The organism is Elioraea tepidiphila DSM 17972, from assembly GCF_000378465.1.
GTDB lineage: Bacteria > Pseudomonadota > Alphaproteobacteria > Acetobacterales > Acetobacteraceae > Elioraea > Elioraea tepidiphila.
In genome coordinates, this window is record NZ_KB899916.1 from 1 (window position 1) to 22,061 (window position 22,061).

At 70.7% G+C, this 22,061-nt stretch carries 27 protein-coding genes; 6 read left to right on the forward strand and 21 right to left on the reverse strand.

The window, feature by feature from the left end:
* Positions 1-577 precede the first annotated feature (577 nt).
* A complete protein-coding gene (gene gspD / locus F563_RS21845; RefSeq protein WP_162140577.1) occupies positions 578-2,698 on the forward strand; it encodes a type II secretion system secretin GspD in 2,121 nt (706 codons plus the stop codon).
* Complete coding sequence (locus tag F563_RS24345) at positions 2,667-3,548, forward strand: type II secretion system minor pseudopilin (protein WP_162140578.1); 882 nt, start codon at positions 2,667-2,669, stop codon at positions 3,546-3,548. The genes gspD and F563_RS24345 overlap by 32 nt, the downstream gene beginning before the upstream one ends.
* A 545-nt stretch (positions 3,549-4,093) precedes the next feature.
* Here the strand turns inward: F563_RS24345 and F563_RS0106785 are convergent.
* The 8 genes from F563_RS0106785 to F563_RS0106820 all read right to left on the reverse strand — a co-directional run bounded on the left by F563_RS0106785 (position 4,094) and on the right by F563_RS0106820 (position 12,336).
* Entirely contained in the window at positions 4,094-5,923 is a 1,830-nt protein-coding gene (locus tag F563_RS0106785; protein ID WP_019013901.1) for a hypothetical protein, read from the reverse strand.
* A 9-nt stretch (positions 5,924-5,932) separates the two neighbouring features.
* Positions 5,933-7,909, reverse strand: coding sequence for a phage tail protein (locus F563_RS0106790; protein WP_019013902.1), 1,977 nt, complete (start codon positions 7,907-7,909; stop codon positions 5,933-5,935).
* Entirely contained in the window at positions 7,909-8,259 is a 351-nt protein-coding gene (locus F563_RS0106795; protein ID WP_019013903.1) for a DUF6950 family protein, read from the reverse strand. The genes F563_RS0106790 and F563_RS0106795 overlap by 1 nt, the downstream gene beginning before the upstream one ends.
* Positions 8,259-8,816 carry a hypothetical protein gene (locus tag F563_RS0106800; protein WP_019013904.1) on the reverse strand — a complete coding sequence of 186 codons (558 nt, stop codon included), beginning with the start codon at positions 8,814-8,816 and terminating at the stop codon, positions 8,259-8,261. Before F563_RS0106800 ends, F563_RS0106795 begins: the two co-directional genes overlap by 1 nt.
* Positions 8,813-9,502: a hypothetical protein gene (locus tag F563_RS0106805; protein WP_019013905.1), complete on the reverse strand. Its 690-nt coding sequence runs from the start codon at positions 9,500-9,502 to the stop codon at positions 8,813-8,815. The genes F563_RS0106800 and F563_RS0106805 overlap by 4 nt, the downstream gene beginning before the upstream one ends.
* Complete coding sequence (locus F563_RS0106810) at positions 9,499-11,646, reverse strand: tape measure protein (RefSeq protein ID WP_019013906.1); 2,148 nt, start codon at positions 11,644-11,646, stop codon at positions 9,499-9,501. The genes F563_RS0106805 and F563_RS0106810 overlap by 4 nt, the downstream gene beginning before the upstream one ends.
* Complete coding sequence (locus F563_RS24715; RefSeq protein WP_019013907.1) at positions 11,639-11,812, reverse strand: hypothetical protein; 174 nt, start codon at positions 11,810-11,812, stop codon at positions 11,639-11,641. The genes F563_RS0106810 and F563_RS24715 overlap by 8 nt, the downstream gene beginning before the upstream one ends.
* A gap of 143 nt (positions 11,813-11,955) precedes the next feature.
* On the reverse strand, positions 11,956-12,336 hold the full coding sequence (locus tag F563_RS0106820; RefSeq protein ID WP_019013908.1) for a hypothetical protein: 381 nt from the start codon (positions 12,334-12,336) through the stop codon (positions 11,956-11,958).
* Positions 12,337-12,391: 55 nt separating this feature from the next.
* Between F563_RS0106820 and F563_RS0106825 the strand changes: the two genes are divergently transcribed.
* Together F563_RS0106825 and F563_RS21850 are read left to right on the forward strand one after the other, a co-directional pair.
* The gene (locus F563_RS0106825) at positions 12,392-12,658 is read left to right on the forward strand and encodes a type II toxin-antitoxin system Phd/YefM family antitoxin (RefSeq protein ID WP_019013909.1); all 267 of its coding nucleotides are present in this window, start codon (positions 12,392-12,394) and stop codon (positions 12,656-12,658) included.
* 1 nt (position 12,659) lies between these two features.
* Positions 12,660-13,088, forward strand: a complete 429-nt coding sequence (locus F563_RS21850; protein WP_019013910.1) for a type II toxin-antitoxin system PemK/MazF family toxin — start codon at positions 12,660-12,662, stop codon at positions 13,086-13,088.
* Between the two features lie 3 nt (positions 13,089-13,091).
* Here F563_RS21850 and F563_RS0106835 read toward each other — a convergent pair whose 3' ends face one another.
* The 11 genes from F563_RS0106835 to F563_RS0106885 all read right to left on the reverse strand — a co-directional run bounded on the left by F563_RS0106835 (position 13,092) and on the right by F563_RS0106885 (position 19,710).
* Positions 13,092-14,042: a phage tail tube protein gene (locus F563_RS0106835; protein ID WP_019013911.1), complete on the reverse strand. Its 951-nt coding sequence runs from the start codon at positions 14,040-14,042 to the stop codon at positions 13,092-13,094.
* Positions 14,043-14,057: 15 nt separating this feature from the next.
* Positions 14,058-14,510: a hypothetical protein gene (locus F563_RS0106840; protein ID WP_019013912.1), complete on the reverse strand. Its 453-nt coding sequence runs from the start codon at positions 14,508-14,510 to the stop codon at positions 14,058-14,060.
* Entirely contained in the window at positions 14,501-14,641 is a 141-nt protein-coding gene (locus F563_RS24720; protein ID WP_019013913.1) for a hypothetical protein, read from the reverse strand. The genes F563_RS0106840 and F563_RS24720 overlap by 10 nt, the downstream gene beginning before the upstream one ends.
* Positions 14,638-15,357, reverse strand: a complete 720-nt coding sequence (locus tag F563_RS0106850; protein ID WP_019013914.1) for a DUF6441 family protein — start codon at positions 15,355-15,357, stop codon at positions 14,638-14,640. The genes F563_RS24720 and F563_RS0106850 overlap by 4 nt, the downstream gene beginning before the upstream one ends.
* Positions 15,357-15,599 carry a hypothetical protein gene (locus F563_RS0106855; protein WP_026299387.1) on the reverse strand — a complete coding sequence of 81 codons (243 nt, stop codon included), beginning with the start codon at positions 15,597-15,599 and terminating at the stop codon, positions 15,357-15,359. Before F563_RS0106855 ends, F563_RS0106850 begins: the two co-directional genes overlap by 1 nt.
* Positions 15,600-15,743: 144 nt before the next feature.
* Positions 15,744-15,968 carry a hypothetical protein gene (locus F563_RS0106860; RefSeq protein ID WP_019013916.1) on the reverse strand — a complete coding sequence of 75 codons (225 nt, stop codon included), beginning with the start codon at positions 15,966-15,968 and terminating at the stop codon, positions 15,744-15,746.
* Positions 15,965-16,624 (reverse strand): structural protein, encoded by a 660-nt coding sequence (locus F563_RS0106865; protein ID WP_019013917.1) that lies wholly within the window; start codon positions 16,622-16,624, stop codon positions 15,965-15,967. Before F563_RS0106865 ends, F563_RS0106860 begins: the two co-directional genes overlap by 4 nt.
* Positions 16,621-16,935, reverse strand: coding sequence for a head-tail joining protein (locus F563_RS0106870; RefSeq protein ID WP_019013918.1), 315 nt, complete (start codon positions 16,933-16,935; stop codon positions 16,621-16,623). Before F563_RS0106870 ends, F563_RS0106865 begins: the two co-directional genes overlap by 4 nt.
* Before the next feature lies 1 nt (position 16,936).
* Positions 16,937-17,959 (reverse strand): major capsid protein, encoded by a 1,023-nt coding sequence (locus F563_RS0106875; protein WP_019013919.1) that lies wholly within the window; start codon positions 17,957-17,959, stop codon positions 16,937-16,939.
* Positions 17,960-18,035: 76 nt separating this feature from the next.
* Positions 18,036-18,425: a head decoration protein gene (locus tag F563_RS0106880; RefSeq protein ID WP_019013920.1), complete on the reverse strand. Its 390-nt coding sequence runs from the start codon at positions 18,423-18,425 to the stop codon at positions 18,036-18,038.
* Between the two features lie 16 nt (positions 18,426-18,441).
* On the reverse strand, positions 18,442-19,710 hold the full coding sequence (locus F563_RS0106885; RefSeq protein WP_019013921.1) for a S49 family peptidase: 1,269 nt from the start codon (positions 19,708-19,710) through the stop codon (positions 18,442-18,444).
* A gap of 73 nt (positions 19,711-19,783) precedes the next feature.
* On the opposite strand from F563_RS0106885, the gene F563_RS0106890 reads away from it, so the two are divergent.
* Together F563_RS0106890 and F563_RS21855 are read left to right on the forward strand one after the other, a co-directional pair.
* Positions 19,784-20,053, forward strand: coding sequence for a BrnT family toxin (locus tag F563_RS0106890; protein ID WP_019013922.1), 270 nt, complete (start codon positions 19,784-19,786; stop codon positions 20,051-20,053).
* Positions 20,028-20,396 (forward strand): helix-turn-helix domain-containing protein, encoded by a 369-nt coding sequence (locus F563_RS21855; protein ID WP_245557106.1) that lies wholly within the window; start codon positions 20,028-20,030, stop codon positions 20,394-20,396. Before F563_RS0106890 ends, F563_RS21855 begins: the two co-directional genes overlap by 26 nt.
* Here the strand turns inward: F563_RS21855 and F563_RS0106900 are convergent.
* Both F563_RS0106900 and F563_RS0106905 read right to left on the reverse strand, forming a co-directional pair.
* On the reverse strand, positions 20,374-21,834 hold the full coding sequence (locus F563_RS0106900) for a phage portal protein (protein WP_019013924.1): 1,461 nt from the start codon (positions 21,832-21,834) through the stop codon (positions 20,374-20,376). The two genes, F563_RS21855 and F563_RS0106900, sit on opposite strands and share 23 nt — an antisense overlap.
* 6 nt (positions 21,835-21,840) lie before the next feature.
* Positions 21,841-22,053, reverse strand: a complete 213-nt coding sequence (locus tag F563_RS0106905; RefSeq protein ID WP_019013925.1) for a phage head-tail joining protein — start codon at positions 22,051-22,053, stop codon at positions 21,841-21,843.
* Between the last annotated feature and the right edge of the window lie 8 nt (positions 22,054-22,061).

Here is a 22,061-nt window from a genome sequence, read left to right on the forward strand (position 1 = left end):
CCGACGAGCAGCATGCGGAAGTAGCGCCCCGGCGGCAGCGAGGGACGGCCGCGCCGCTCCGCGTAGTGCGCCGCGCACAGCCCCTCGACGAAGCCGTCGAACCCGGCCGCGACGAGTTCGACCTGCAGCCGGTCGTAGAACGCATGTCCCGGTGAGCGTGGCATCTCCGACCACGCCACCAGCATCTCCGACTGTCGATCCCGCTGCCGCCCCAGCGCCATCCGACACCTGCCGCCGCCTGCCCCAGGTGTCAGAATCAGGCCGCGCCGCATTCGTCAACGGGCTGCTATGGCCCGGATGATCACGGGACGAGCGCGGCGTCCGCCGCCGCACCGGCACCGCAGCAATCTGCCGGCCCAACATCGGCCGAGGCTGACCGTTCGGCTACGCCTCCCTGGATCATTGGTCCTCGGCCGGCGTCGGCTGTCGGCCCCGGCCAGTGACCGAGCACCCGGTATTCCGGCGAGCCGGCTTGGAGGGGGGCGTTGAAGGAGCGGTGCGAGTGCCGGATCTACGTCTTGGACTGATGACGGCCGGCCTGCTGCTTGTCCTTGGTTGCCGGGCGACGGAACCTCCGATGGCTGCCCAGGAGGCGGCTCAGCTGCCGCAGCCACCACCCACCGCCAGCCTTACGGCACCTTCGGCACCGAGCGTTACCCTGCCGGGACGCGTCTCTGTCCAGGCGCTGCGCCCTGCCCGTCCTGCCGAGTTTTTCACCATGCCCGCCGCACAGCCCACCTCGCCCGCGGTTGAGGCCGGGCCGGGGGGCGATATCTCGCTGAACTTCGTGAACACGGAAATCCGGGATGTGGTTCGCGCGGTCCTTGGTGACACGCTCCGACTCAACGTGGCGATCGATCCGCGGATTCAGGGCCAGATCACCCTGCAGACCAACCGGCCACTTCGGCGTGACGCCGTGATTCCGCTCCTGGAAGAGGTGTTGAGGATCCATGGTGTCGGCCTGATGCGCACCGGCGAAGCCATCACAGCGGCGCCACTCCCCGAGGTGACAAGGCGTGGCGCCGTGATGGACAGACCGGGGCAGCCGCAAGGGGGCTTGATCGTCCGAGCGCTTCAGCTCGACCACATCGCGCCGACCGAAGTGATCCAGGCAGCGCAGGCCCTGCTGCCCCAAGACGTCGTTCTGCGTCCTGTTCCGGGTCGCGCGGCGTTGCTCGTCTCCGGCACACAGCGCGATGTCGATGCCGCGGCAGAGCTCGTCGCCACGTTGGATGTCGATGCTCTCGCGGGAGCCTCGCTGGCGGTATTCTACCCTCGTTCGGTGGATGCTCGTGTGCTCGTTCGCGAGCTTGAAAGCATCTACGGTGCGCAGCCGCGTCGTGGGGCCGGTGCCCCGCTCAGGTTTATCCCGCTCAGCCGCTTGAACGCCGTGCTTGCGGTTGCCCGTCGCGGCCAGATCTTGCGTGAGGTGGCGCAATGGGTCGATCGGCTGGACCAGGCTGCGGAGGCGACCGAGGTCCGCCTCTTCATCTACAACGTACAGCATGGGCGCGCGTCAGACTTGGCGGGGGTGCTCTCGCGCCTCTTTGATGTCGGCGGCGCGCAGCCTGGGGTCCGGCGTTCCATGATCGCAGGCGCGGGTGCAGAGTTCGCTCCCGAGCCGGCTCTGCCAGGAGGACCGCCCGGCATGGCACCCTCTCCGCTGCCACCCGTCGGCGAGCCACGGGCGCCTGCCTCGATTCCACAACCCGGCATTCGACCCTCCCCCACACCCGATCCAGGGTTGGAGGGGGAGTTCCCTGCCGAGCCCAGCTTGGCGCCCGTCGGTGATCCTGCCCGTGGCATGGCGGACATGGTGCCGCGCATCATCGCTGACGAAACCAACAACGCGCTGTTGATCCGTGCGACACCGCGCGATTACCGCCTAATCGAGAGTGCGATCGCACGGCTGGACTCACCACCGATGCAGGTCCTGATCGAGGCGGTCGTGGCAGAGGTGACTCTGACAAACGACCTGCGATACGGCGTACAATGGTTTCTGCAACAGGGCGACTTTCGCGGCGTCCTGAGCGAAGCTGCGACGGGCTTGGTGGACAGCCGCTTTCCAGGCTTCTCCCTCCTTCTCGGCGGTTCCGACCTGCGCGCGGTGCTGAACGCATTGGAGGCTGTCACCCGCGTCAACGTTGTCTCCTCTCCCAAGCTGCTCGTCACCAACAACCAGACTGCTTCGCTCCAAGTGGGCGATCAGGTTCCGGTGGCCACGCAGTCGGCGGTGAGCATTCTCAACCCCGGGGCACCGATCGTGAACACCATTCAGTTCCGTGACACCGGCGTAATCCTCCGCGTCACACCGCGTGCCAACGAAACGGGCTTCGTGCGCTTGGATATCAGCCAGGAGATCAGCGATGTTGTCCGCACGACGTCATCGGGAATCGACTCGCCGACGATCCAGCAGCGCAAGTTCGCGAGTTCGGTGAGCGTGGCCAGCGGAGAGACCATTGCCCTGGCCGGGTTGATCCGCGATCGCCGGACGGATGGCAACTCGGGCATACCGATCCTTCAGGACATCCCGATCATTGGCAATCTGTTTGGCGTGAAGACCGATGTGGGGGCTCGGACCGACCTGATCGTGCTGCTCACCCCTCGCATTGTCCGCTCGCCGGCCGATCTCCGGGAGGTCACGAATGAGTTGCGTGAGGTTCTCCGTGGCTCTTCAGGTGCCACGCGGCGCCGCTGAAACGGCGGCGAGACGAAATCAACGGCAACGAGGCTCAGCGCTGATCGTTGCGGTCTGGCTAGTCATGATCCTCGCCGTGATTGCGCATCTTGGCCTCAAACTGTCGGCATCTGAATACGTCATGGCGCGACAAGAGGTTCGACGTGCGCAGGCCATGATCGCTGCGGATGGCGCTGTTCATATCGTGCTGCAACGTATGCTTGATCCGGCGCAGGCGCAGTATGCTCCGATCGACGGCAGCCCGATTGAGGTGCGTGTTGGCGAGTTCAATGTGGTGGTTGCGGTTCAGGATGAGCGCGGCAAAGTCGACTTGAACGTCTCTGATCGCAACCTGCTGGAACGCCTGATCACGCTGATCACGTCGGATCGATCGGCCGCTGACCGGATTCTTGCGGCTCTTGAGGACTGGCGTGATCCTGATGATCTTCGCCGCTTTGGCGGCGCAGAGCGTGATGATTACGCGGCCGTCGGATCAAACGTCCAGCCCCGGAATGGGTGGCTCAGATCGATCGATGAGCTGCGTCTTGTCATGCATATGCGAGATGAATGGTTTGACGCTTTGGCAGACCTTGTCACCGTTCACGGCCATGCGGAGCGACCCGACGCGCGCACAGCACCGGAACTGGTGCTCCTCGCCATGGTCGACGGCGACCGGGCTGCAGTCCGAACAATAGTCGCGGATCGCGGTGATCGACCCCTGACGGCTGGTGATCTTCCAGAGTTGTTCGGTCGCGCGTTTACAGTGCAAACCCAAGTGTTGCTTGCTGAGCGCGGTAGAGTCAGACGATCGGCAATCGTACGTTTTACAGGCGATCCGACTCAGCCTTTTGTGATTCATGCGTGGCAGTAGAAGTGGTTGAGCGATTGTGTTTCCCGGTAATGCAACGACGAGCGCATTCTTCGAAGAGACGCAGCAGTGTTCGAGGATCATACATGGGATACACCTCTGTTTCGAAGCTGGCGCAGATGGCTCGTGTCGGCCCAGGGTTCAACGATGAATGCATCGCCAGGCGACGTGGAAGCGGTGGCGCGTGGGATCTGCGCCTGGCAGTACGCGGAACACTGCCCGTCAGACCCTGCGACCGACGCGGCCATCGATCGCCACTGGCACGTGGTCGTGGCGCTTCTCGAGGCCGGGTTGATCGACGAGAGCGGAACGCCTACGGAGCCGTTTGATTTGGAGCGCGAGGTAGCGGCGTACCGCGATTGGCGTGCTCGCCATCCGGACTATGCCGTGCCGTCCGCTGGCCCCGGCGTATAGATCGTCGTTCGGCGATCAGAGTGTCCCCTTCGGGGCGTGCGTTGCACCCGAACGCGCGAAAGGCCCCGCCGGCACGCCCGAGGCGGACGGCCGGCGGGGCCTTTGCCGCGCGGCTGGCGCTGGCGTGGGACCGGTCAGACGGGCCTTGGCTTGACGACCTGCCCGAACAGGGTGCCGGCGCCGAGATCGACGGAGCTGCCGCTGCGGTTCCAGGCGACGGCGGTGACGGTGCCGGAGGCGCCGATGGTGCCGAGGAAGACGACGGCGGTGCTGGCGACGGAGAACCCGACCTGCACGGCGTCACCAGGCACCGCGCCAGCGACGGCGATATTGGTCTGGTGCGACGCACCGGCGCCGAGGCCCGGCGGATCGTAGGCGGCTGAGAACGGGATCTCGCGCCGCCCCCAGCCGTGGGTCGGCCCGGCGAGCACGGCGGGTGCGGTGTCCGGCAGGCCGTAGAGGCGCAGCGCCTCGAGCTCGATCTGGCCGTCGAAGCCGACGATGCCGATCTGCGCGAACGCGACGCTGCCGCCGATCACCCGCACCGACTGGCGCCGGTTGAGCGAGGCGTCCGCCATGCCGGCGCCGGCCATCCACGCCTTGGCGGCGCTGTTCCAGGTCATGGTGGCACCGGAGGCGAGCACCCGCGCATCGGCGTCGGTGAGCAGGGTCTTGCCCGCATCGAAGCAGCGCACGAACAGCCGCCCGCCATCGGCGCCGCCCACGAGCCAGTGCGCCAGCGCGAACTCCCTCGCCTGGGAGGCATCGACGACGAAGGCGAGGCCGCGATTGGCGTTGAGCAGCAGCCCGTTCGCGGTCGGCGTGAGGCCGCTCAGCCCGGCGAAGGAGACGCCCGCCAGCGTGGTGGCCGCGGTGGTGCCCGTCGAGACGACGGCGAGGCCTTCGACGCCGATATCGGTGGCGCTCTCGCGATAGGCGGCGCTGCGCAGGCTCGGCACCGCCGCGAGCAGGCGGACGTGGCGCGTCGCGGCGGCGCGGTAGCGTGTCACCACCGCATTGCCCGCCCGCGTCGCCGTGGCGGCGTAGTCGATGCCGACGGCATAGCCCTGGCTTGCCCAGGCGACGTCGTAGTGGCACTCGGTCGCGCCGGCAGTGTGGCGTGCGACCAGCGGCGAGCAGGCCTCCATGCGCACGCTGCGCGCGATCACCGCCGAGCCGGAGGTCTCGTTGAGGAACGGGATCGCCACGTTCGCGCCAGCCTGGGCGAGCTCGAAGTTCGGCCCCTCGAAGACGTGGTGGTTGTGGTTGAGGTAGGCGCCGGGCTCGGCGGAGAGCCGCACGCCGAAGCGATCACTGCCGGCATTGACGCCGGAAGAGTTCGCGACGTGCCCGCCGAGGTAGCGGATCGCGTTGTTCCAGGCGGTGTCGGTGGCGCAGCTTATGTCGAGGCCGATGCGGTTGTCCACCAGGCGGCCGAGATGCAGCGTGCTGTCCTCGCAGCCGCGGCCGTCGCCGAGTGTGCGCACGCCGATGGTGAAGCCCTGCGCCCGCCGCACCTCGATGTGCGAGGCGTCGAAGTTGCGCAGCAGGATGCCGATGTCGAGCTCGGAGGACCAGTCACTCTGCACCGCGCGGATCACGTCGAGCCCGGTCCAGAGCTTCCCGCCGTTGCGCGTCGCCCCGCCATCGCCGAGCGTGAGCACGGTGGCCGGCGCGGCGCCGGTGTAGCGCAGCGCGCCGTGCATGATCAGGCCGCGTGCGGTGCCACCGAGCAGCACCCCAGACGCGACGTTCCAGATGCCCTTGGGGATCAGGGCGATCTTGCCGTCGGCGGCGGCGCGGTCGAAGCAGGCCTGCACGGCGGCGGTGTCGTCGGCGACGCCATCGCCGATGCCGCCGAAGTCCGCGGGCGTGGGGTGCTCGCGGTCGCGCAGATACTTGGCGAGCCCGGTCTTCGACGTGTTCTGGTCGAGCACGAGGATGTCGTCGATGCGCGCGGGCATATCCTCTCCTCAGAGTGCGGTCGCGCTGACCGGCCCGGCGAAGCCCGAGACGTTGCCCTCGGCCGAGACCGAGCGGAGCCAGTACCAGCGCTCGTCGCTGGTCCCGAGGCCGGTGCGATCGAACGGCAGCGCGGTCGGCTCCTCGGGCAGCTTCACGGCCGCAGCGAGATCGTCGGACGTTGCCTCGAACACCTGGAGCGTCGCGGCATCGGCCGGGAACCCGCCGTCGATGCGAATGCCGCCCGCAATCCCATCCGCGGAGGGCGACGCGACGAGGCCGGGAATCCCGGCCGTGCGCCAGCCAGAGACCGCACCGCTGGTCGAGCGCGCCCGCACGCGGAAGGCGGTCGGCACGTTCGTCGGCACGGTCGCGCTGGTGGCCGTCAGCCCGGACGCGAAGCCCTGCCAGAGCACGTTGCCCTGCGGCTGGACCTCGAGCTCGTAGCCCGCGAGATACGCCGAGCCGACGGCGCCCCAGGAGGCCGCGAGGGATACGAACGAGACCGCCTGCGGCGTTGCGACGATGATGGACGCCGGCGCGGCGATCACGCCCGGGTTGGGCAGCACCACGCTCGGGCTGTCGCCGGCCGCGCGCTCGTCCACGCTCGCGTCCCAGTCCCAGACGGAGGGATCCTCCTCGGCGAGTGCCAGATCGACCCCGCCCTTGGGCGCGAGCGACCAGCCGGTCACGCGGGCGGGAAACGACGGCACGCGGTCGAGCGCCACCGTCACCCCGTCCCAGGGGCGCAGCCGCAGCGCCGAGGGCCTGGCCGGGAACGCCACGGAGCGCTGGCGGCGGTTGCGCTCGAGCTCGATCTTCATCAGCCGCTGCACCGTGCTGACCGAGGTGGTGAGCGGGAACTCGAGGTCACGGAAGATCGCCTCGCCGCCATCCTCGGCGACGTAGTTCGACGCCAGCAGCGGCGGCGCGTCCGTGGGCTGCCAGGTCTTCGCCGGATCGACGTAGACCGCGCGCACGCCGTTGAAGAGATCCCGTCGCGGCCGCGCGCTCGCGATCGTGACGTCGCCACGGAGGTCGTCCCCGCGCAGCGTCGCGGCAGGCAGCGCCGGCGCGCCGGCATGGATGAAGAACCGCCCGCCCGAGACCACCAGGGCGCCCGCCATCGCCGCGACCAGCTTGCGGGTGATCTCGATCTTGCCCTCGGCGAGCGAGAGCGTGCCGTTCACGGTGTAGCGCCGCTCGTGCACGCCCGCCCGCGTGCCGACCAGCTCGTCGCAGACGTTCGCCGCGGCGATCAGCGACGGCAGGTCGATGTCCGACCAGGCGGCGCGCCAGCCGAATGGCGCCGTGAGGTACCAGGCGAGGCAGAGGGCGGCGTTGTCCGACCAGCCGGTTGCGCCGATGCGCGGATCGAGGATGGTGTCGGCGCCGTCGACGATCGCGCTGATGTTGGGCGGGCCGGCGGGGAACACGGCTGCCTTCAGCTTCAGCCGCACCGCGAGATAGGCGCGGCCACGGCCGCGGTGCGCGGCGGTCCATCTGTCGGGGATCTCGGCGAGCAGGTTCGCATCCGCTGCCTGGTCGGGATCGCCGAGATGGCGGTCGATCCGCACCAAGCCGGCGAAGCTGGCGTCGGTCTCGGGCTTGTCGCCGAGATAGGCGGTGCCGATCGCGCGCACTCGGTGTGCGGCCAGCACCACGACCATGTGGAAGAAGCCGAACGCGCGCCCCTCGTCGTCGGTGGCGGAGTGCAGGAACACGATCGGCCCGGAGACCTTGGCGCGGCCGAGCACGATGCGGTGCTCGGTGATCGGCTGGCGCAGCGACTGGGTGCGCCCGGCACCGGGGGCGGCGAGGTTGAGCGCGGGCAGCTTCGGCTTCGGCGGGGGGAGCACCGAGCGGCCGATCGCGCTGACCACGATCGCGGTGCCGGCAGCGGCGAGCGCGCCGATGATGCCTCCGCCCACGGCAGCCGAGACAGCGCCCGCCGCCACCACGGCGATGATCGGCACCGCAGCGGGCACTACCCGATCCTCCAGGCAAGCGTGCAGGTGGTGATGGGCTCGCGCACCAGGCCGCGCGGGCCGACGAAGGCGACGCGCCCGGCATCGGCGACGACGCCCAAGCGCGGCGGGTCGCCCGCCAGGGCGATATCGCCCGCGCGCGCGAACAGCGGCGCGATGCGCGGGAAGCCCGCGCTGTCGGCGGAGGCTGCGAGCGACGGCAGGACGCGGAACGATGGCCGCACCCCCGTCACCGCCTCGACGGCGGCGAGCGCGAAGGCGGCGCAGGTCCAGCGCGGCGGATCGAACGGACGCGCCTCCGCACCCGACAGCAGCGCCGCCAGCCGCGTCGCCCAGCAGGGATGTCGCATCAGCTGCTCGGCAGGCGGATCTCCGCCTCCTGCAACGCGGGGACGAACTCGAAGAAGCGGTCGCCCGGGAACTCGGCCTGCTGGTCGGCATCGGTGTAGCGCCGCACCTCGGCGCGTTCGAGATCCACCAGCCGGCTCTCGCAGGCGAGCGAGACGCGCGGCTCGGCGCCGTCCACCACCTCCATGGTGTCCATCAGCCCGGCCCAGAGCCGGAACGGCTCGGCGGCGAGCGCGCCGTGCGCGTCGAGCAGCGCGCCCCACAGCCGCGCGGGACGCAGCCGGTAGCCCTGCTCGGCGAGAGCGATATCCACCACGTCCTGCGGCACCGGCGAGAGCACCAGCGTGACACGCACCGCGCGCAGCTCGGCGGTTTCCTCGATCTCGCTCACCGCGCCGAGCGTGCCCAAGCCGTCGAAGATCATGCCGGCCCAGGCGAGCGGGCCGAGGCCCGACCAGACCCGGAACGGACCGGAGGCGAAGTCGAGCTCGCACAGGATGACGGGCGCGACCTCCGGCGCCGCGGCCGAGGCGGCTGCCTGGGGCGAGAGACGAGTCACGGCAGCGACTCCTCGAGGCGGATCGTGATCGCGGTGAAGCGGCCAGGCCGGGTCGGGTTCGCCGCCTCGTCGTCCGAGACCAGCCGCATCGGCACCGTCGGCTTCGTCAGCACCAGCGCGGTGTCCGCCGGCAGGTCGGCGCGCAGCGGCGGCGCGAGCGGGATCGTCGCCGTGCCGGTGCCCGACGCGATCACCTTCTCTGTCGCCATGTAGAGCCGCCCGGCCAGGCCGAGATGATCGCCGGCGGCGAGCGCGACCGCGTCCGGATACCAGCCCTGGGTCTCGATGCCGAGCGCGCCGCGCAGCGCGCCGGCAGCGAGCGACGGATTGCCGGAGCCGACGATCAGCCCGGTGCCGTCGGTGAACAGCGTCTGGTCGTCGAACGAATAGGGCCCCGGCGGCACGTCGCCCTGGATGCGCGGATCGCCGCTGCGGACCTCGCGCCGCCAGTCCCAGATCCGCACCGTGTTCACCGAACCGGCGAGCGACGCGAGCAACCCCTCCAGCACGCCCGCGCGCACGCGATCAAGCGGATCGAAGGTCGCCTCCGCCACCCAGCGCGCGCCCTCGCGCCGCAGCGCCTGGGTCGAGCGCGTGAGCGGGGAGACGAAGCGCAGCGTGTTGTGCTGGAGGTAGAACACCAGCCGCGACGGCCGCAGCAGCTCCGGCCAGGCATATTCCGTCATGCGCGAACCGTGTCGTAGGCAGCACCGCCGCGGCGGATCGCATCCAAGGTCAGCGCCGAGGCCTGGCGCGCGATCTGCCCGGCCATCAGGCGCAGCCGCGCCTCGACGCCCGCATCGGCACCGCGCGCATCGATCGCGACCGAGGTGTTGATCACCACGCCCCCCGGCGCCGTGCCGTTCGGCAGCACCACCCCGCTCTGGCGCGGCACGAACCACTCCGGACCACGCTCGCCGACCACGTAGGGCCGCCCGGCCACCACCGGCCCGCCCTCGGCGCGGAACAGCCCACCGATCCCGGAGAAGATCGAGCCGAACGAGAACCCCTCGAAGACGCTGCCGATCAGGCTGCTGAGCGCCCCGCCGAGCGGCTCGGTGATGGTGCGCCGGGCGATGATGCGCGCGACGTCCTGCGCCAGCCCCTGCAGCACGCCCGAAAGCCGCTCGCCGCGCACGATCGCGTCCTCGAACGCGCTGCTGAACGCGAAGCCGAGCTCGCGTGCCGCCTCGCGCGCCTCGCGGGTGCGATCCTCCGCCTCGCTCAGCGCCCTGAGCGCGGCTTCCGCCTCGCGCTGGATCGCCGCGTTGAACTGCTCCTGCGTCACCCCGGCTGGCAGGCCGCCGCGCTCGGCGCGTTCCGCCAGCCGGCCGAGCTCCTCGAGCCGGCGCTGATACGCCTCGTAGGCGGTCTCGGTGCTGCGGATCAGCCGCTCGACCTCGCGCGTGACCGCCTGGCGCTCGCGCTCCGCCTCGGTGCTTTCCCGCACCGCGCGCGTCACCGCCCGCTCGCGCGGCTCGAGGCGTGCCAAGGCGGCCTCGCGCTCGCGTGTCGCCAGGGCAGCAAGACGATCGCGCTCCGCCGCGTCGATTGCCCCTGCCGAGAGCGCCTCGTTCAGAACCCGGACCCGCTCGGCGTACTGCTGCTCGATGCGGGCACGCCGGTCGACGTCCTGGGTCAGCTCGGCGATCTCGCGTGCGGCCCGCTCGCGCCGGGACTGAAGTGCACGCTCCTCGGCCCGCTCGCGCTCCTCGATGCCGCGCAGCGCCGCGTCGCGCTCGGCAAGCTCGATCTCCGCGAGCAGGCCGATGTACTGCTGGCGCAGCTCGGCGAGGCGCTGCTGCGGCCCCACGCCCGTCTGGCCCATCGCGGTCGCCACTGCGCCACGCTGGATCGTGCCGCGGCGTGCCGGGGGAAGGAACTCGCCTGCCTCCAGCCGCGCGATCTCCCCCGCAAGCGCCTGCGCCTGGCGCCGCCGGTCCTCCAGCACCTCCGAGGGCGAGAGCAGACCCACGCCGCCGCGCACTCGGTCGAGGGCCTGTGCCGCGCCCGAGATGCCCTGCGCCAGCGCCGAGGTCAGCCCGACCGCCTGGTCGAGCTGGGCGAGGAAGTATCCCGCCGCCGCCTCGAGCTGGCCGAATGCCCGGCCAAGCGTCAGCGGCGCGCGCTCGAACTCCGCATTGAGCCGCTCGCTCGCGCGCAGCAGGGCCGGGAAGATGCGCTCGGCCGTGAGCGCACCCTCGGAGCCGAGCTCGCGCAGCTGCCCGACCGAGACGCCGAGCTCCGCCGCCAGCGCCTCGGCGAGCAGCGGCATCGCTTCCAGCACCGCGCGCAGCTCGTCGCCCTGCAAGCGCCCAGAGGCCAGCGCCTGCGCGAGCTGCAAGGTCGCACTGCCGATCTCCTGCGCCGAGGACCCGCCGACGATCGCCGCGCGCTGCAACCCGCCGACGAGCTGCGCCACCTGGTCGCTGGTTGCGCCGATCGCCCGCGCCGCGATCGCGAAGCGCTGGAACGCGTCCACGCTCTCGGTGACCGCCACGCCGGTCTGCAAGGCGTTGCGGTAGAGCGTCTCGTAGAGGTCGCGGGCGCGCTCGATGCTGCCCGTGGCCTGCGTGAGCCGCCCGAGCGAGGCGGTATAGGCGTCGCCGGCCGAGACCAGCGAGCGCACCGCCTGGCCGAGCGCGAGCGCCCCCGCAGCACGGCGGGCGAAGTCCAGCAGGTCGAGCGCGCGCGAGGCACCCTGGGCGCTGTCGCGGATCCGGCCCAGGGACTCGTCGCCCGCGCGCCCGACGTCGCGCAGCTGCCGCTCGACGATCCCGCCGTCCACCAGCGACAGCCGGATCGACAGACGCCGCACCGCGTCAGTCATGCGGGGTTCCCTTCCGCATCGTCGCGAAGCCCTCGTCCATGCCCTCGCGGATCATCCCGAGCAGGGTCACGGCGACCCGCGTGTCCGCGCCGAGGCTCTCGGCGATGCGCAGCGCGGCGGGGACGTCGAGATGAGGGCCAGCGAAGCCAGAGACGAGGCAGAGCATCGCCGCCTGCCAGCACGAAGCGCCCTCGATCGTCGTGGGCGCATGCTGCGCGTAGGGACAACGCGTGAAGCAGTCGCGCCCGGTCGCGTCACAGCCGCGGCAGTATTCAGGCCCGCCGCCGCAGTGCCAGGCGGCGCGAGCCTTCAGCCGTTTCCCTCCGTGTCCACCGGGTCGGACCGGTTCACGACGCGGTCCCAGAAGGCGAGGAGCATGTCGTCGCGGTCCAGCAGCGCATCGAGGGCTTCCGGCGTGACCGCGAGCGGCGCACCGTCTGGGTCGCCCACGCCCTCCCACGCCAGCACCGCGTGGCGCGCAAGGAGTCGGGAGAGGATAAGCAGGTACAGCGTCTTGAACGCCGGCGAGTCCTCCGGCGCGCCTGCCTCTGCCAGCGCCTGCTTGGCCTTGTCGAGCGCCGCGCCCTCGGCCGCCGCCCGCACGATCCGATCGATCGGCCGCACGCGCAGCCGCACGCCCGAAGGCAGGTCAAGCCAGACCGGCTCGCAGGGAAGGTCGAGGGTGAGCATGGAAAGTCGGCCCTCCATGGGTTATGTATCTTGCGGAAACCAAGGATACCCACCGATGCCCGAGCCCATGCTCAAGGTCCCGGCGGCCGAGGCGCAGCGGAACTTCGGCCTCTATCAGGACAAGGCCCTGACCCAGCCTGTGGCGGTCACCCGCAATGGCCGGCCACGTGTCGTGATGATCTCGGTCGAGGAGTACGAGCGGCTGAAGCGGCGCGACCGGCAGGTCTACCGGACCGAGGACGCCCCACAGGAACTGGTCGACGCGATCCTCACTGCAAGGCCGCCCAGGGGGAGCAAGCGGTTTGACGACGAGATCCGCTAGGTTGGCACTGCCGGCCGTCGGCGACGTCATCCGTTACGCCTACCTCTGGAGTCACGAGCAGGAGTCCGGCCGCGAGGAGGCCTCGAAGGATCGGCCCGCGGCCGTCGTGGCGCTGGTGCGCGTCGCCGATGATCACCACGAGGTTGCGGTCATTCCGATCACCTCCTCCGCGCCGGATGATCCACGCGCGGCGGTCGAAATCCCGCCAGCGACACGAGCCCGGCTCGGGTTGCAGGAGGAGGCCTGTTGGGTCGTCGTCTCTGAATTCAATGTGTTCGCGTGGCCGGGGCCGGACCTGCGTCCCGTCACACCGGGGAGCAGCTCGGTCGTCTATGGCGCGCTGCCGCCCAAGCTGATGGCCCGCATCCGTGAGGCCTTCGCCGCGTGGCGGAAGGAGCGTCCACAACGGACGATCCGCCGAACCGAATGATCGTCACCCGTAGCTCTCGACGCCGTTCCTCAGCGTGACCGTCATCATGCGCCCGGCGGTGGCATTGTAGGCGGCGCGGAGGTCGAAGGTCGCCTGCACTCCTACCGGTCCCTGGATCGGCGTCTTGGCGAGCGAGAGATAGGCCTCGTGCAGGGTGACGGTAAGCCGGCGCGTGTCGCTGATGCGGTACTCGAACTCGAGCTCGATCGCGGCAGTGCCGGTGGCGTCGTCGAGCAGCAGCGTGTCGGCGAAGCGGTTGGTGACCTGGCCGGTGGCGCGCGCGAGGCCGGGATCGGCACCCTCGATCCTGAGGTCGTTTCGGATCGTGCGCACGACCTCGATGCCGTTGGCGAAGGTGAGCGAACCGCCGGTGATCTGCGCCAGTGCCGCACCGTTGCGCTTGATCGCACCCTGCGCCTTGTTGAACGCGGTGTAGGCACGCGTGGTGGGTGTACCTGCCGACGAGGAGCCAGAGCGTGTCGAGCCCTGGCCGATCAGGCCGAAGGTCGCGGTGGCGGCACCGGAGGGGGAGAAGTCGATCTCGAAGGTGTCCGCGCGCACGCCGGCGATCACGTCGAAGTTCGGCACGTCCGGATAGGCGAGTTCGATGCTGTTGGAGGGCAGCGATGCCACGCCACTGCCGAACACGTGCAGGAAATCAGGAGTGACGCCAGTCGTCGTGGGCGGCCCAAGGAGCAACCGCAGCCAGTCGCCGATGAACTCGAGGTCCACGGGCACCACGGCCTGGCCCTGCACGGTGACGATGTCGCGGAACGGCGGGGCGACGTCGCGGTTGGGGGCGAGGCCGATCACGTCGGCATCGATAAAGGGCTGCTCGGCGCCGAGGTCGCAGGAGACGAACGGCATGAGCCGCCAGTCGCCGGAGGGCGGCGCGCCGTACGCCGCCTCGACGGCCATGTGCAGCTTGCTGTTCGCGCCGATGGCACGCGGCATAGGAACCTCCGATGGTCAGGAGAGCGGCGTCTCGCCGGTGGTGAACCAGAGCGAGACGGGGATGGAGGCAGCGCGCACGGCAGCGGCCCCTTCGAACTCGAGGTCATCGAAGGAGGGGCTCTCGGGCTGCGCCCACTCGACCGCGCCGCCGAGCGTGCGATCCGCGGCGATCGCATCGGCGACGTCCACGAGCAGCGCGTCGAGCAATGCGGCGCGCGCCTCGGGCGATGCTCCAGGCGCTGCGACCACGATCTCGGCGACGTGACGCACCTGCCAGCGCAGCGGTGAGAGGATCGCGGTCTCCTCGACCGTCTCGCCGTCCTGGATCATCACCAGCCCGCCGGGGGCGATGCGCTGCGGCACGGTCTCGCCCCGCAGCACCTGCGGTGCAGGCGACCGCGACGCGAGTGCGGTCGAGATGGCGGCGTGCAGCGCGGCGACCGCCGCCTCGCGGCTGCTCACAGCCATCCAAGCACCTCGGCAGCCCAGCGTCCGAGCTCGTGGAACACCGCGAGGGCGACGAAGGCGACGAGCCAGCTCAGCGCAACGCCGCCAGCGAGAACCGCGAGGCAGACACGCGGCGAGAACCGGTCCGTCATGGCGCGATCACCTCCCACTCCCGCACGATCGCCGCCGGCAGGCGCGCGAGCGCCCGCTCGGCGGCACCGCGCACGTCGAGCCGCCTGGTGAGCTGCACCTGGGGCACGAGCAGGAACATCGGTACGAAGCCCTGGCGCAGCAGCTCGGCCTGCCACGCGGCAGCGCCACGGCGCCGGGCGGTGGCGACCGCAGCGAGCCCGCCGGCGATCAGCGGTGCGCGGCGGCGGCCAATACGCTCGCCACGCCGGACCGGCAGGCACCAGACGAAGCCCCGGCGGGAGCGGAACGGAAGCAGGAAGGCCTGCCGGCTCGCCACCATCTGCTGCGGCGTGACGCGCAGGCCACCACTGGCTCGGCCCCGCCGACCACCCACGGCGTTGAAGCCGGTCGGGATCGCCAAGAACCGGCCGCCACGGGCACGGATCAGCGCGCCGTGCTCGAAGGCATGGATGATATGGATGATGGTGGGCACCTTGCTCCAGACCAGGCCGGCCGCGTTCAGGCTCTCGCCGGTCTCGGGGAACACGCGCGAGCGCCAGGCATTGGCGATGCCGCGGCCGCGAGTACCGAAGGCGGAGACCACCTGTTCGCGCAGCTCGCGTTTCAGCCGATCGGTCTCACTGCGCACACCGCGCGTGACGGCACGCTCGCCCGCGCGGACCTCTGCCGCGAGGATCGTGGCCAGGCTGCCCGCGACCGCGGCAGCGAGCCGCATCAGCGAGGACCGCGCAGCGCGCTGGAGAGATCCCGCACTGCGTCACGGACGTCGTGCATGGCCTGCAGGGTCTCGCGCTGCAGGGCGATGATCTGCGCGTCCTTCTGCGTGAGCCGCTCCTCCATGCGGTAGTGCCAGCGCAGCAGCAGGCCGATGAAGAAGAAGCAGACCAGGACGATGACCGGGCTGCTCTCAACCAGCCGGCTGAGCAGCGCGATGTTGGTCTCGGTCATGTCCCGCATGTTCCGCGGATGCGTGCGCGCAACTCGCCGTAGTCCTCGATCATGCGCGCGAGCACAGAGTCAGGGGGCAGTGCGGCAAGCTCGTCGGCGGCACGCTGCTGCATCGCCGGGGAGTACGGCACGAGCGCGGGGCAGATGGGCCCGTCAGAACCGGCCGTCGCGCAGCCGGCGAGCAGCACCGTCGCCGCGATAGCGAGCCGCTTCCGCATCGGCCTTCTCCCTGGCTTCCGCCTCGCGCCTCAGCGCAGCACGTTCGGCGTCGCGCGCGGCGTCACGCCGGCCCTTCAGGTAGATCGTGCCCACGGCGGCGACGGCCGCCGCGAGCGCCGAGAACTCACGCCAGAACCGGCCGAGCAGCGCCCAGATCACAGGGCGATCCGCCGTTGCCGGCGCCAGCGCTGCCAGAGGAACCAGGCAGCGACGGCAGCGACCGCGCACGCCACGGTCCAGGGGCCGAGCGCGCGCAGGATGGCGGCGATACCCTCCGCGTGCGGCGCGATGGCCGCCGCGGCCTCGAGCACCGCCGTGGTGCCGAGCGCGGCAGCCGCTGTGCCAGCCGCCGCCTTCGCCGTGCCGCTGTGCGCGAGGCCCGGCTGCACCAGCCCGGCCATGCGTAGCCCCTCGGTGAGGGTGGCGTCGTCATAGGGCTGGCCGCCGAGCTCGACGCTGATGATCGCCTCGACCAGCGCCCGCATGGTCGCCGGGTCGTGCACGTCGATCACCGCGTCGCGCCCCACCCCCATCCGGCGCGCCACCGCGGTGACGTAGGCGTCCGTCGGGTTCTCATGGCCCGGCGCGTAGCGGCCGATGATCGCGCGCACCGTGCGGAGTCCGTGCCGGTCCTGGTAGGCCTGCAGCAGCACCGCCAGCGCGCGGATGCCGTGCTCGTGCGAGACGAAGCGGCAGAACCGGCCATCGCTCGGTGGATCATCGAGCCCGAGCCATTTGTTCGCCGGGCTGTGCTCGATGTTGCCGGGATTGCGGTTGCGGAAGCCGCGGCTCTTGCGCGGATCGGGTCGGCTCATGGCTCTCTCCGGCAGTACACGCGCCACGCCACGCCGATCGCATCGCGCTCGGCGTGGGTGACGACGAGGGTGTCGGGACCAAGGGCGAAGCTGTCGCCCGCGGCGAGGTCGGGGAGGTCCGCCACCGCGACCGTCAGCACGTCGGTGGCCTGGACCACGGCGGTGTCGAAGGCGGTCGCCACCCGGTCGGGCAACGACCGCACCACGCGCACGGCGACGGCTGGGCCTGCGCCGCCCTGGCGCCACTCCGCATCCACCCCAACATGCGGGTCGGCGAGGATGTCGCCGAGCGCCGCAGCAAAGACGCCCACCTCAGTTCGAGGAGAAGATTCGCACCGCCAGGCGCGGCCGCTTGTTGATCGGCAGGATCGAGGCCTCGGTCTTGACGTCGATCCCCGAGCCGTCGCGCCGCGGCAACTGGCGCGCATAGATCGGCAGCCCCATCGTGTTCACGGTCTCGATCAGGTTCGCCGGCGCGCCATAGGTGACGAAGGTGTCGAGCGTGCCGAGCGGGAACGCGATCCCCTCGCTCGCCGGCACCAGCTTCTCGGTGCCGCCCGTGGAGAGCGTCACGGTCGCGTTGTACTCCTCGAACACCACGCCGGAGAACGGGAAGCGCCGGCGGGTGTCCTCGCGCAGCGGTTGGGCTCCGGTCGAGGCGTAGTACTTGTACGCCTCCTCGACCTTGGCGTGGCCGATCAGCTTGTCGAAGAACTCGGGGCTGACGAGCGCGTGCACGCCCGTCATGGTCTCGCCCTTCAGCTCCTCCTCGACCAGCCGCAGCAGCGTCCGCACCTTGGCCTGCACGCTGGTCGTCGCGGTGCCGAGCAGGAAGTCCACCTCGAGCTGGGTCAGGCCGAACTCGGTGAAGTAGTTGTAGAGCGTCACCCCGGCGCCGTCCTTGACGATGCCGCGCAGCGCGTTGACCTCCATGTACTCGCGCGTCTGCGCGTGCTTCACCCGCATGCGGGTGAGCTTGCGCTCCATCACGGTGGCGAGCGGATCGGCCGCATCGGCCACACCGAAGCCGCGCACGCCCTGGATGTCCTGGGGGGTGATGACGTCGTCGTGCGGGATCCAGGGCACGGTGAAGGAGCGCATCGAGCGGAGGTCGCGGTTGGCGACCGTGGCCGGCCCGCCGAGCGGCACGGTGGGGAGCAGGTTCAGCACGCCCTCGGCCTGCTCGATGATCACCGAGCGCTGGGTGACGCCGTCGAAGCGGAACAGGCCCATCTGCCCGAGGCGGGTGTAGACGTTGGGCAGGATATTGATGGCCTGGGTCATCTCGGCGAGCGAGTACCCCCCGGCGTCGAACGGATTGATGATGGCGACCATCGGTCGGCCTCCTGTGCGGGAAAACAGAAGCGGCGCCACGAGGGCGCCGCTGGTGATCGGGTCGGAGCGGGCTGGGCTACGCGGTGTCGCGCGGGACGACGCCGGCGGCGCTGAGCTCGGCGTGCTTGGCGGCGATCTCGGCGGGCTGGTCGACCGAGGCGTCGAACACCAGCGCGCCCTTCGAGACGATCGCCGGGCCACGCGCGACCACGAGGCCGCTACGGTCGCCGGCCGTGGCATCGACCGGCTCGATCAGCACCGCGACCGCGGTCTCCGCCCCCTCGTCACCGGTCACCGTGGCGGCGGGCGAGAAGCGGTAGATGCCGGAGGCGGTGATCCTGCCGAGCACGGCACCGAGCGGATAGTTGGTGCCGCCCTTCAGGGTCACGACCTCGCGGGTGTAGTTGCCGTTGAGCTCGTACTTCAGCAGGTCGCCGAGCGTCGGATCCTTGGTCAGAACGGGCATGGGTTGGGTCTCCTGATCAGCTGCGTGCTGCGGCGGCGCGCTCGCGCGCACGCCGGACGATCGGGCTTTCGTCGGCACTGCCCGGCTTGGGTGCGGCGGCGATCACCGCGCTCGCCTCGGCGCGCGAGGTAAGCGTGTCGAGGACCGAGCGGCGCAGCGCGTGGGCGGCGATGCCACGGCGGATCGCGTCCGCTGCATCGACCGTGACGCCGAGCCGTGCGGCCTGCGCCGCCACCTCGGCGATCTCCGCGGCCGCGGCACGTGCGGCGGCATCATCGGGCGCCGTCGTAACAGGAGGAATCGCCTCCTGCGTCTCCTGCGGCGGCTGGTCCTGCGTCTGTGCCGTGGGTGCGTCGTCGGGTTCGACCGGATGGGTCATCGTCACTCTCCTCGAAGGGGTCTGGCGGGTCCCATCGCGGCACGCCGCGATGGGGTCCCGCGTGGTGGCGCTGCGCCGGCTCGGCGGAGCCGCGAGCGTGGTGGTCATGTCCGCGAGTGCGGTCTCGACGGTGCCGATGCGATCAGCGAGACCCGCGGAGATGCCCGCACGGCCGCGATAGATCGCCGCCTCCGTTGCCCGCACCGCCTCGGGCGTCAGGTTGCGATTGCGCGCGACCAGGCCGACAAGCTCGCCGTATAGAGCATCCACGTCCGCCTTAATCGCCGCACGGGCCGGATCGGAGAGAGGCTCGTGCGGGTTGCCGTCGACCTTGCGCGCGCCGGCGTGGATGAACGTCCACGCCAGACCCGCCTTGGCATCGGCACCGCTCTGATCGACGTGCGCGGCGACCACACCGATCGACCCGACCTCGCCGGTCCGGGTGACGTAGATGCGCTCCGCCGTGCTGGCGATCGCATAGGCCGCCGAGGTCGCGCTCTCGCTCGCCACGGCCCAGAGCGGCTTGCCCACGGAGCCGCGCAGCGAGGTGAGACGGTCGGCCAGATCGAACATGCCGGCGACCTCGCCGCCGGGGGAGTCGATCTCCATCACCACGCCGCGCACCGACGGATCGGCCAGCGCGGCCTCGACCGCCTCCTCGACCGCGCCATAGACGGACGCGCCGAACAACTCGGTCAGCCAGTCGCCACGCGCGACCAGCGGGCCGAGCACCGGTACCACCGCGATGCCGGCATCGCTGACGGCGTAGCCGCGACCGCGCGTCGTTTCGCTGCTCTGCGGCACGAGGGCAACGCGGCTCGCCGCGAGCAGCGTCTCGAGTGCGCGCGGCGCGATCGCCAGCGGCCGGCTGGTGAGCCGGATGAGCGCCGTCTGCAGGGATGTCATGGGACCTCGGCACGAGAGGCGGACAGGGGACTCCGCCGTTGACTTAGGTCAGTCATTGGCTTAGATATCTGCCGTGTTCGAGTGGGACGAAGCGAAGAGCGAGGCGAACCTCCGCGAGCGCGGCTTCGATTTCGCCTATGCCGCCTTGATCTTCGACGGTCCCACGCTCGAATGGGACGACGTGCGGCAGGACTACGGCGAGCGACGCATCCTGGCGATCGGGCAGGCTGACGAGGACGTCCTGTTCGTCGTCTACACTTGGCGCAGCGCGGCGCGCCGGATCATCTCCGCCCGTCTCGCGAACCGGAGAGAACGCGATGCCTATCGTGAAGCTGTCGAGTGAGGAGGCGCGCCGGCGGGCGCGCGTGGACCGCAAGCGGATCGCGGCCACGACCGAGAGGGAGATCGCCCGTCATGCCCGGGCGGATCGCACGGTCACCGGCGACGTCGACTTGAAGGCCGGGCTGCGCACGGGGCGGGTGCGGATGCTGCGTCCCCTCGACGTCGCAACCATCCGCGCCAAGACCGGGCTGTCGCAGGACCGCTTCGCCAAGGCGTTCCACATCAGCCCGCACACGCTGCGCAACTGGGAGCAGGGCCGGCGGGTGCCGGAAGGGCCGGCGCGCGCGCTGCTGATGGCGATCGATCGCGACCCGCAGGCGGTCATGCGGGCGTTGCAGCCGTAGCGTCCTCCTCGGTGGTGGTCTCACCGCCGGCCGGCGGCATGCCGTTGAACACGAGCCCGAGCTTCTGCTCGCGCGCGCGGTCGGCGGCGATCTCGGCATCCACCTGCTCGGCGTCGTAGCCGCGCTCGGCGAGCGCCTGGGTGCGGCTCTTCAGCCCGGCGATGATCTGCTCGATCTCCGCGCGCGCGTCCTTCAGCGGATCCACCCAGTCCCAGCGCGGCGGCAGCCAGGCGCAGGCGACGTACTCCCGCCGGTTCCGCTCGTAGTCCGGGATCGGCAGCGCACCCGAGAGCACGGCGACGTCCATCCAGCGCGCCCAGACGCGCCGGCAGATCTGCCACACCATCACCGCGTGCTGGTACGCCTCGATGCGCCGGCGGAACTCGAGCAAGGCGAGCCGCGAGTTCGAATAGTTCGCCTTCAGCATGTCGTTGGAGAGGTAGGCGTAGGGAACCCCCAGAGCCGCCGAGACCTGAAGGAGCGTGCGGTACTGGAACGGCTCGTAGGTCTGACCCACGTCCGCCGGCGCGGAGGTCTGGATCTCCTCGCCGGGCTCCAGCATCACCACCTGGCCCGGCTGCAGGTCCATGGTCCGCTCGCCGTCCGCGCCATCGCTCTCGGCGATGTCGAACGGCTCGGCCGGTGCGGGCGTAGTGATGAACAGCGCGTGCATCGCCGCGACCTTCTTCCGGTCGAGCTCGGCGTCGTCGTACTGGTCGAGCAGGAACAGCTTCACGATCCCCGGGGCGAACCGGGAGATGCCGCGCAGCTGTCCGGCATCGACCGGGTCGATCACGTGGATCACCTCCGCGGCCGGCACGCGCACGGTCTCGCCCGAGACTCCCGGGTCCGTCACGTCGCCGGGGTGGCGGCGCAGGAAGTGGTACGCCACCCTGCGGCCGATCCGGTCGAACTCGATGCCCTGGCGGATGGTGCCGTTGGCTGTCCGCTCGTTACGGTGCAGCGGCAGCATCTCCGCGGGCAGCATCTGGATCTGCAGCGGCACCGCGAGCCCGTCCTCCGGCCGGCGCGGGCGGAAGCGCAGGAACACCTCGCCGGCGATGAACACCTCGCGCGCCGCACGGCGCTGCTGGCCGTAGAAGTCGGTGAAGCCCTCCGCGTCGCTCTCGTCGGTCCAGTCCAGCCAGAGCCGCTGGACCGTGGCCTTGAGCGCGCTGTCGGTGATCAGCGAGGACGGCTTGATGCCGTTGCCGACGACGTTCCCGGCCCAGGACTCGATGGCGTTGCTGGCGTAGCCGTTGTTGCGCACCAGCCAGCGCGCGCGCGCGGTGATGTCTGCGCCGGCGGCGGCAATCAGCGTGTTGAGATGCGCGCGGCTGGGCTGGAAGTGACGCAGCCGGCGGGTCGCCTCGCCTGCCTCGAACCCGCCGAGCAGCGCGCCGACGCGCCGGCGCCAGCGCGAGAGTGTGGCGAGCACGATCGCTCAGAGCCCCTTGCTCGCGGCGGTGCGGACGATGCGGCGCCGCGCGCCTGCGGACGCATCCGCGATGCGGCGCTCCAGGTCGGCGATCGCGGCGGCCATCTCGGTGTCGGTGGCGTAGGTGATGCGCCGTCCGTCGATGTCGACCGTGCGCACGCCGCGCCAGCGCGCCTCCAGCAGTGCATCGCGCCGCGCCGTCATCTGCTCGATCGTCACGGCAGCAC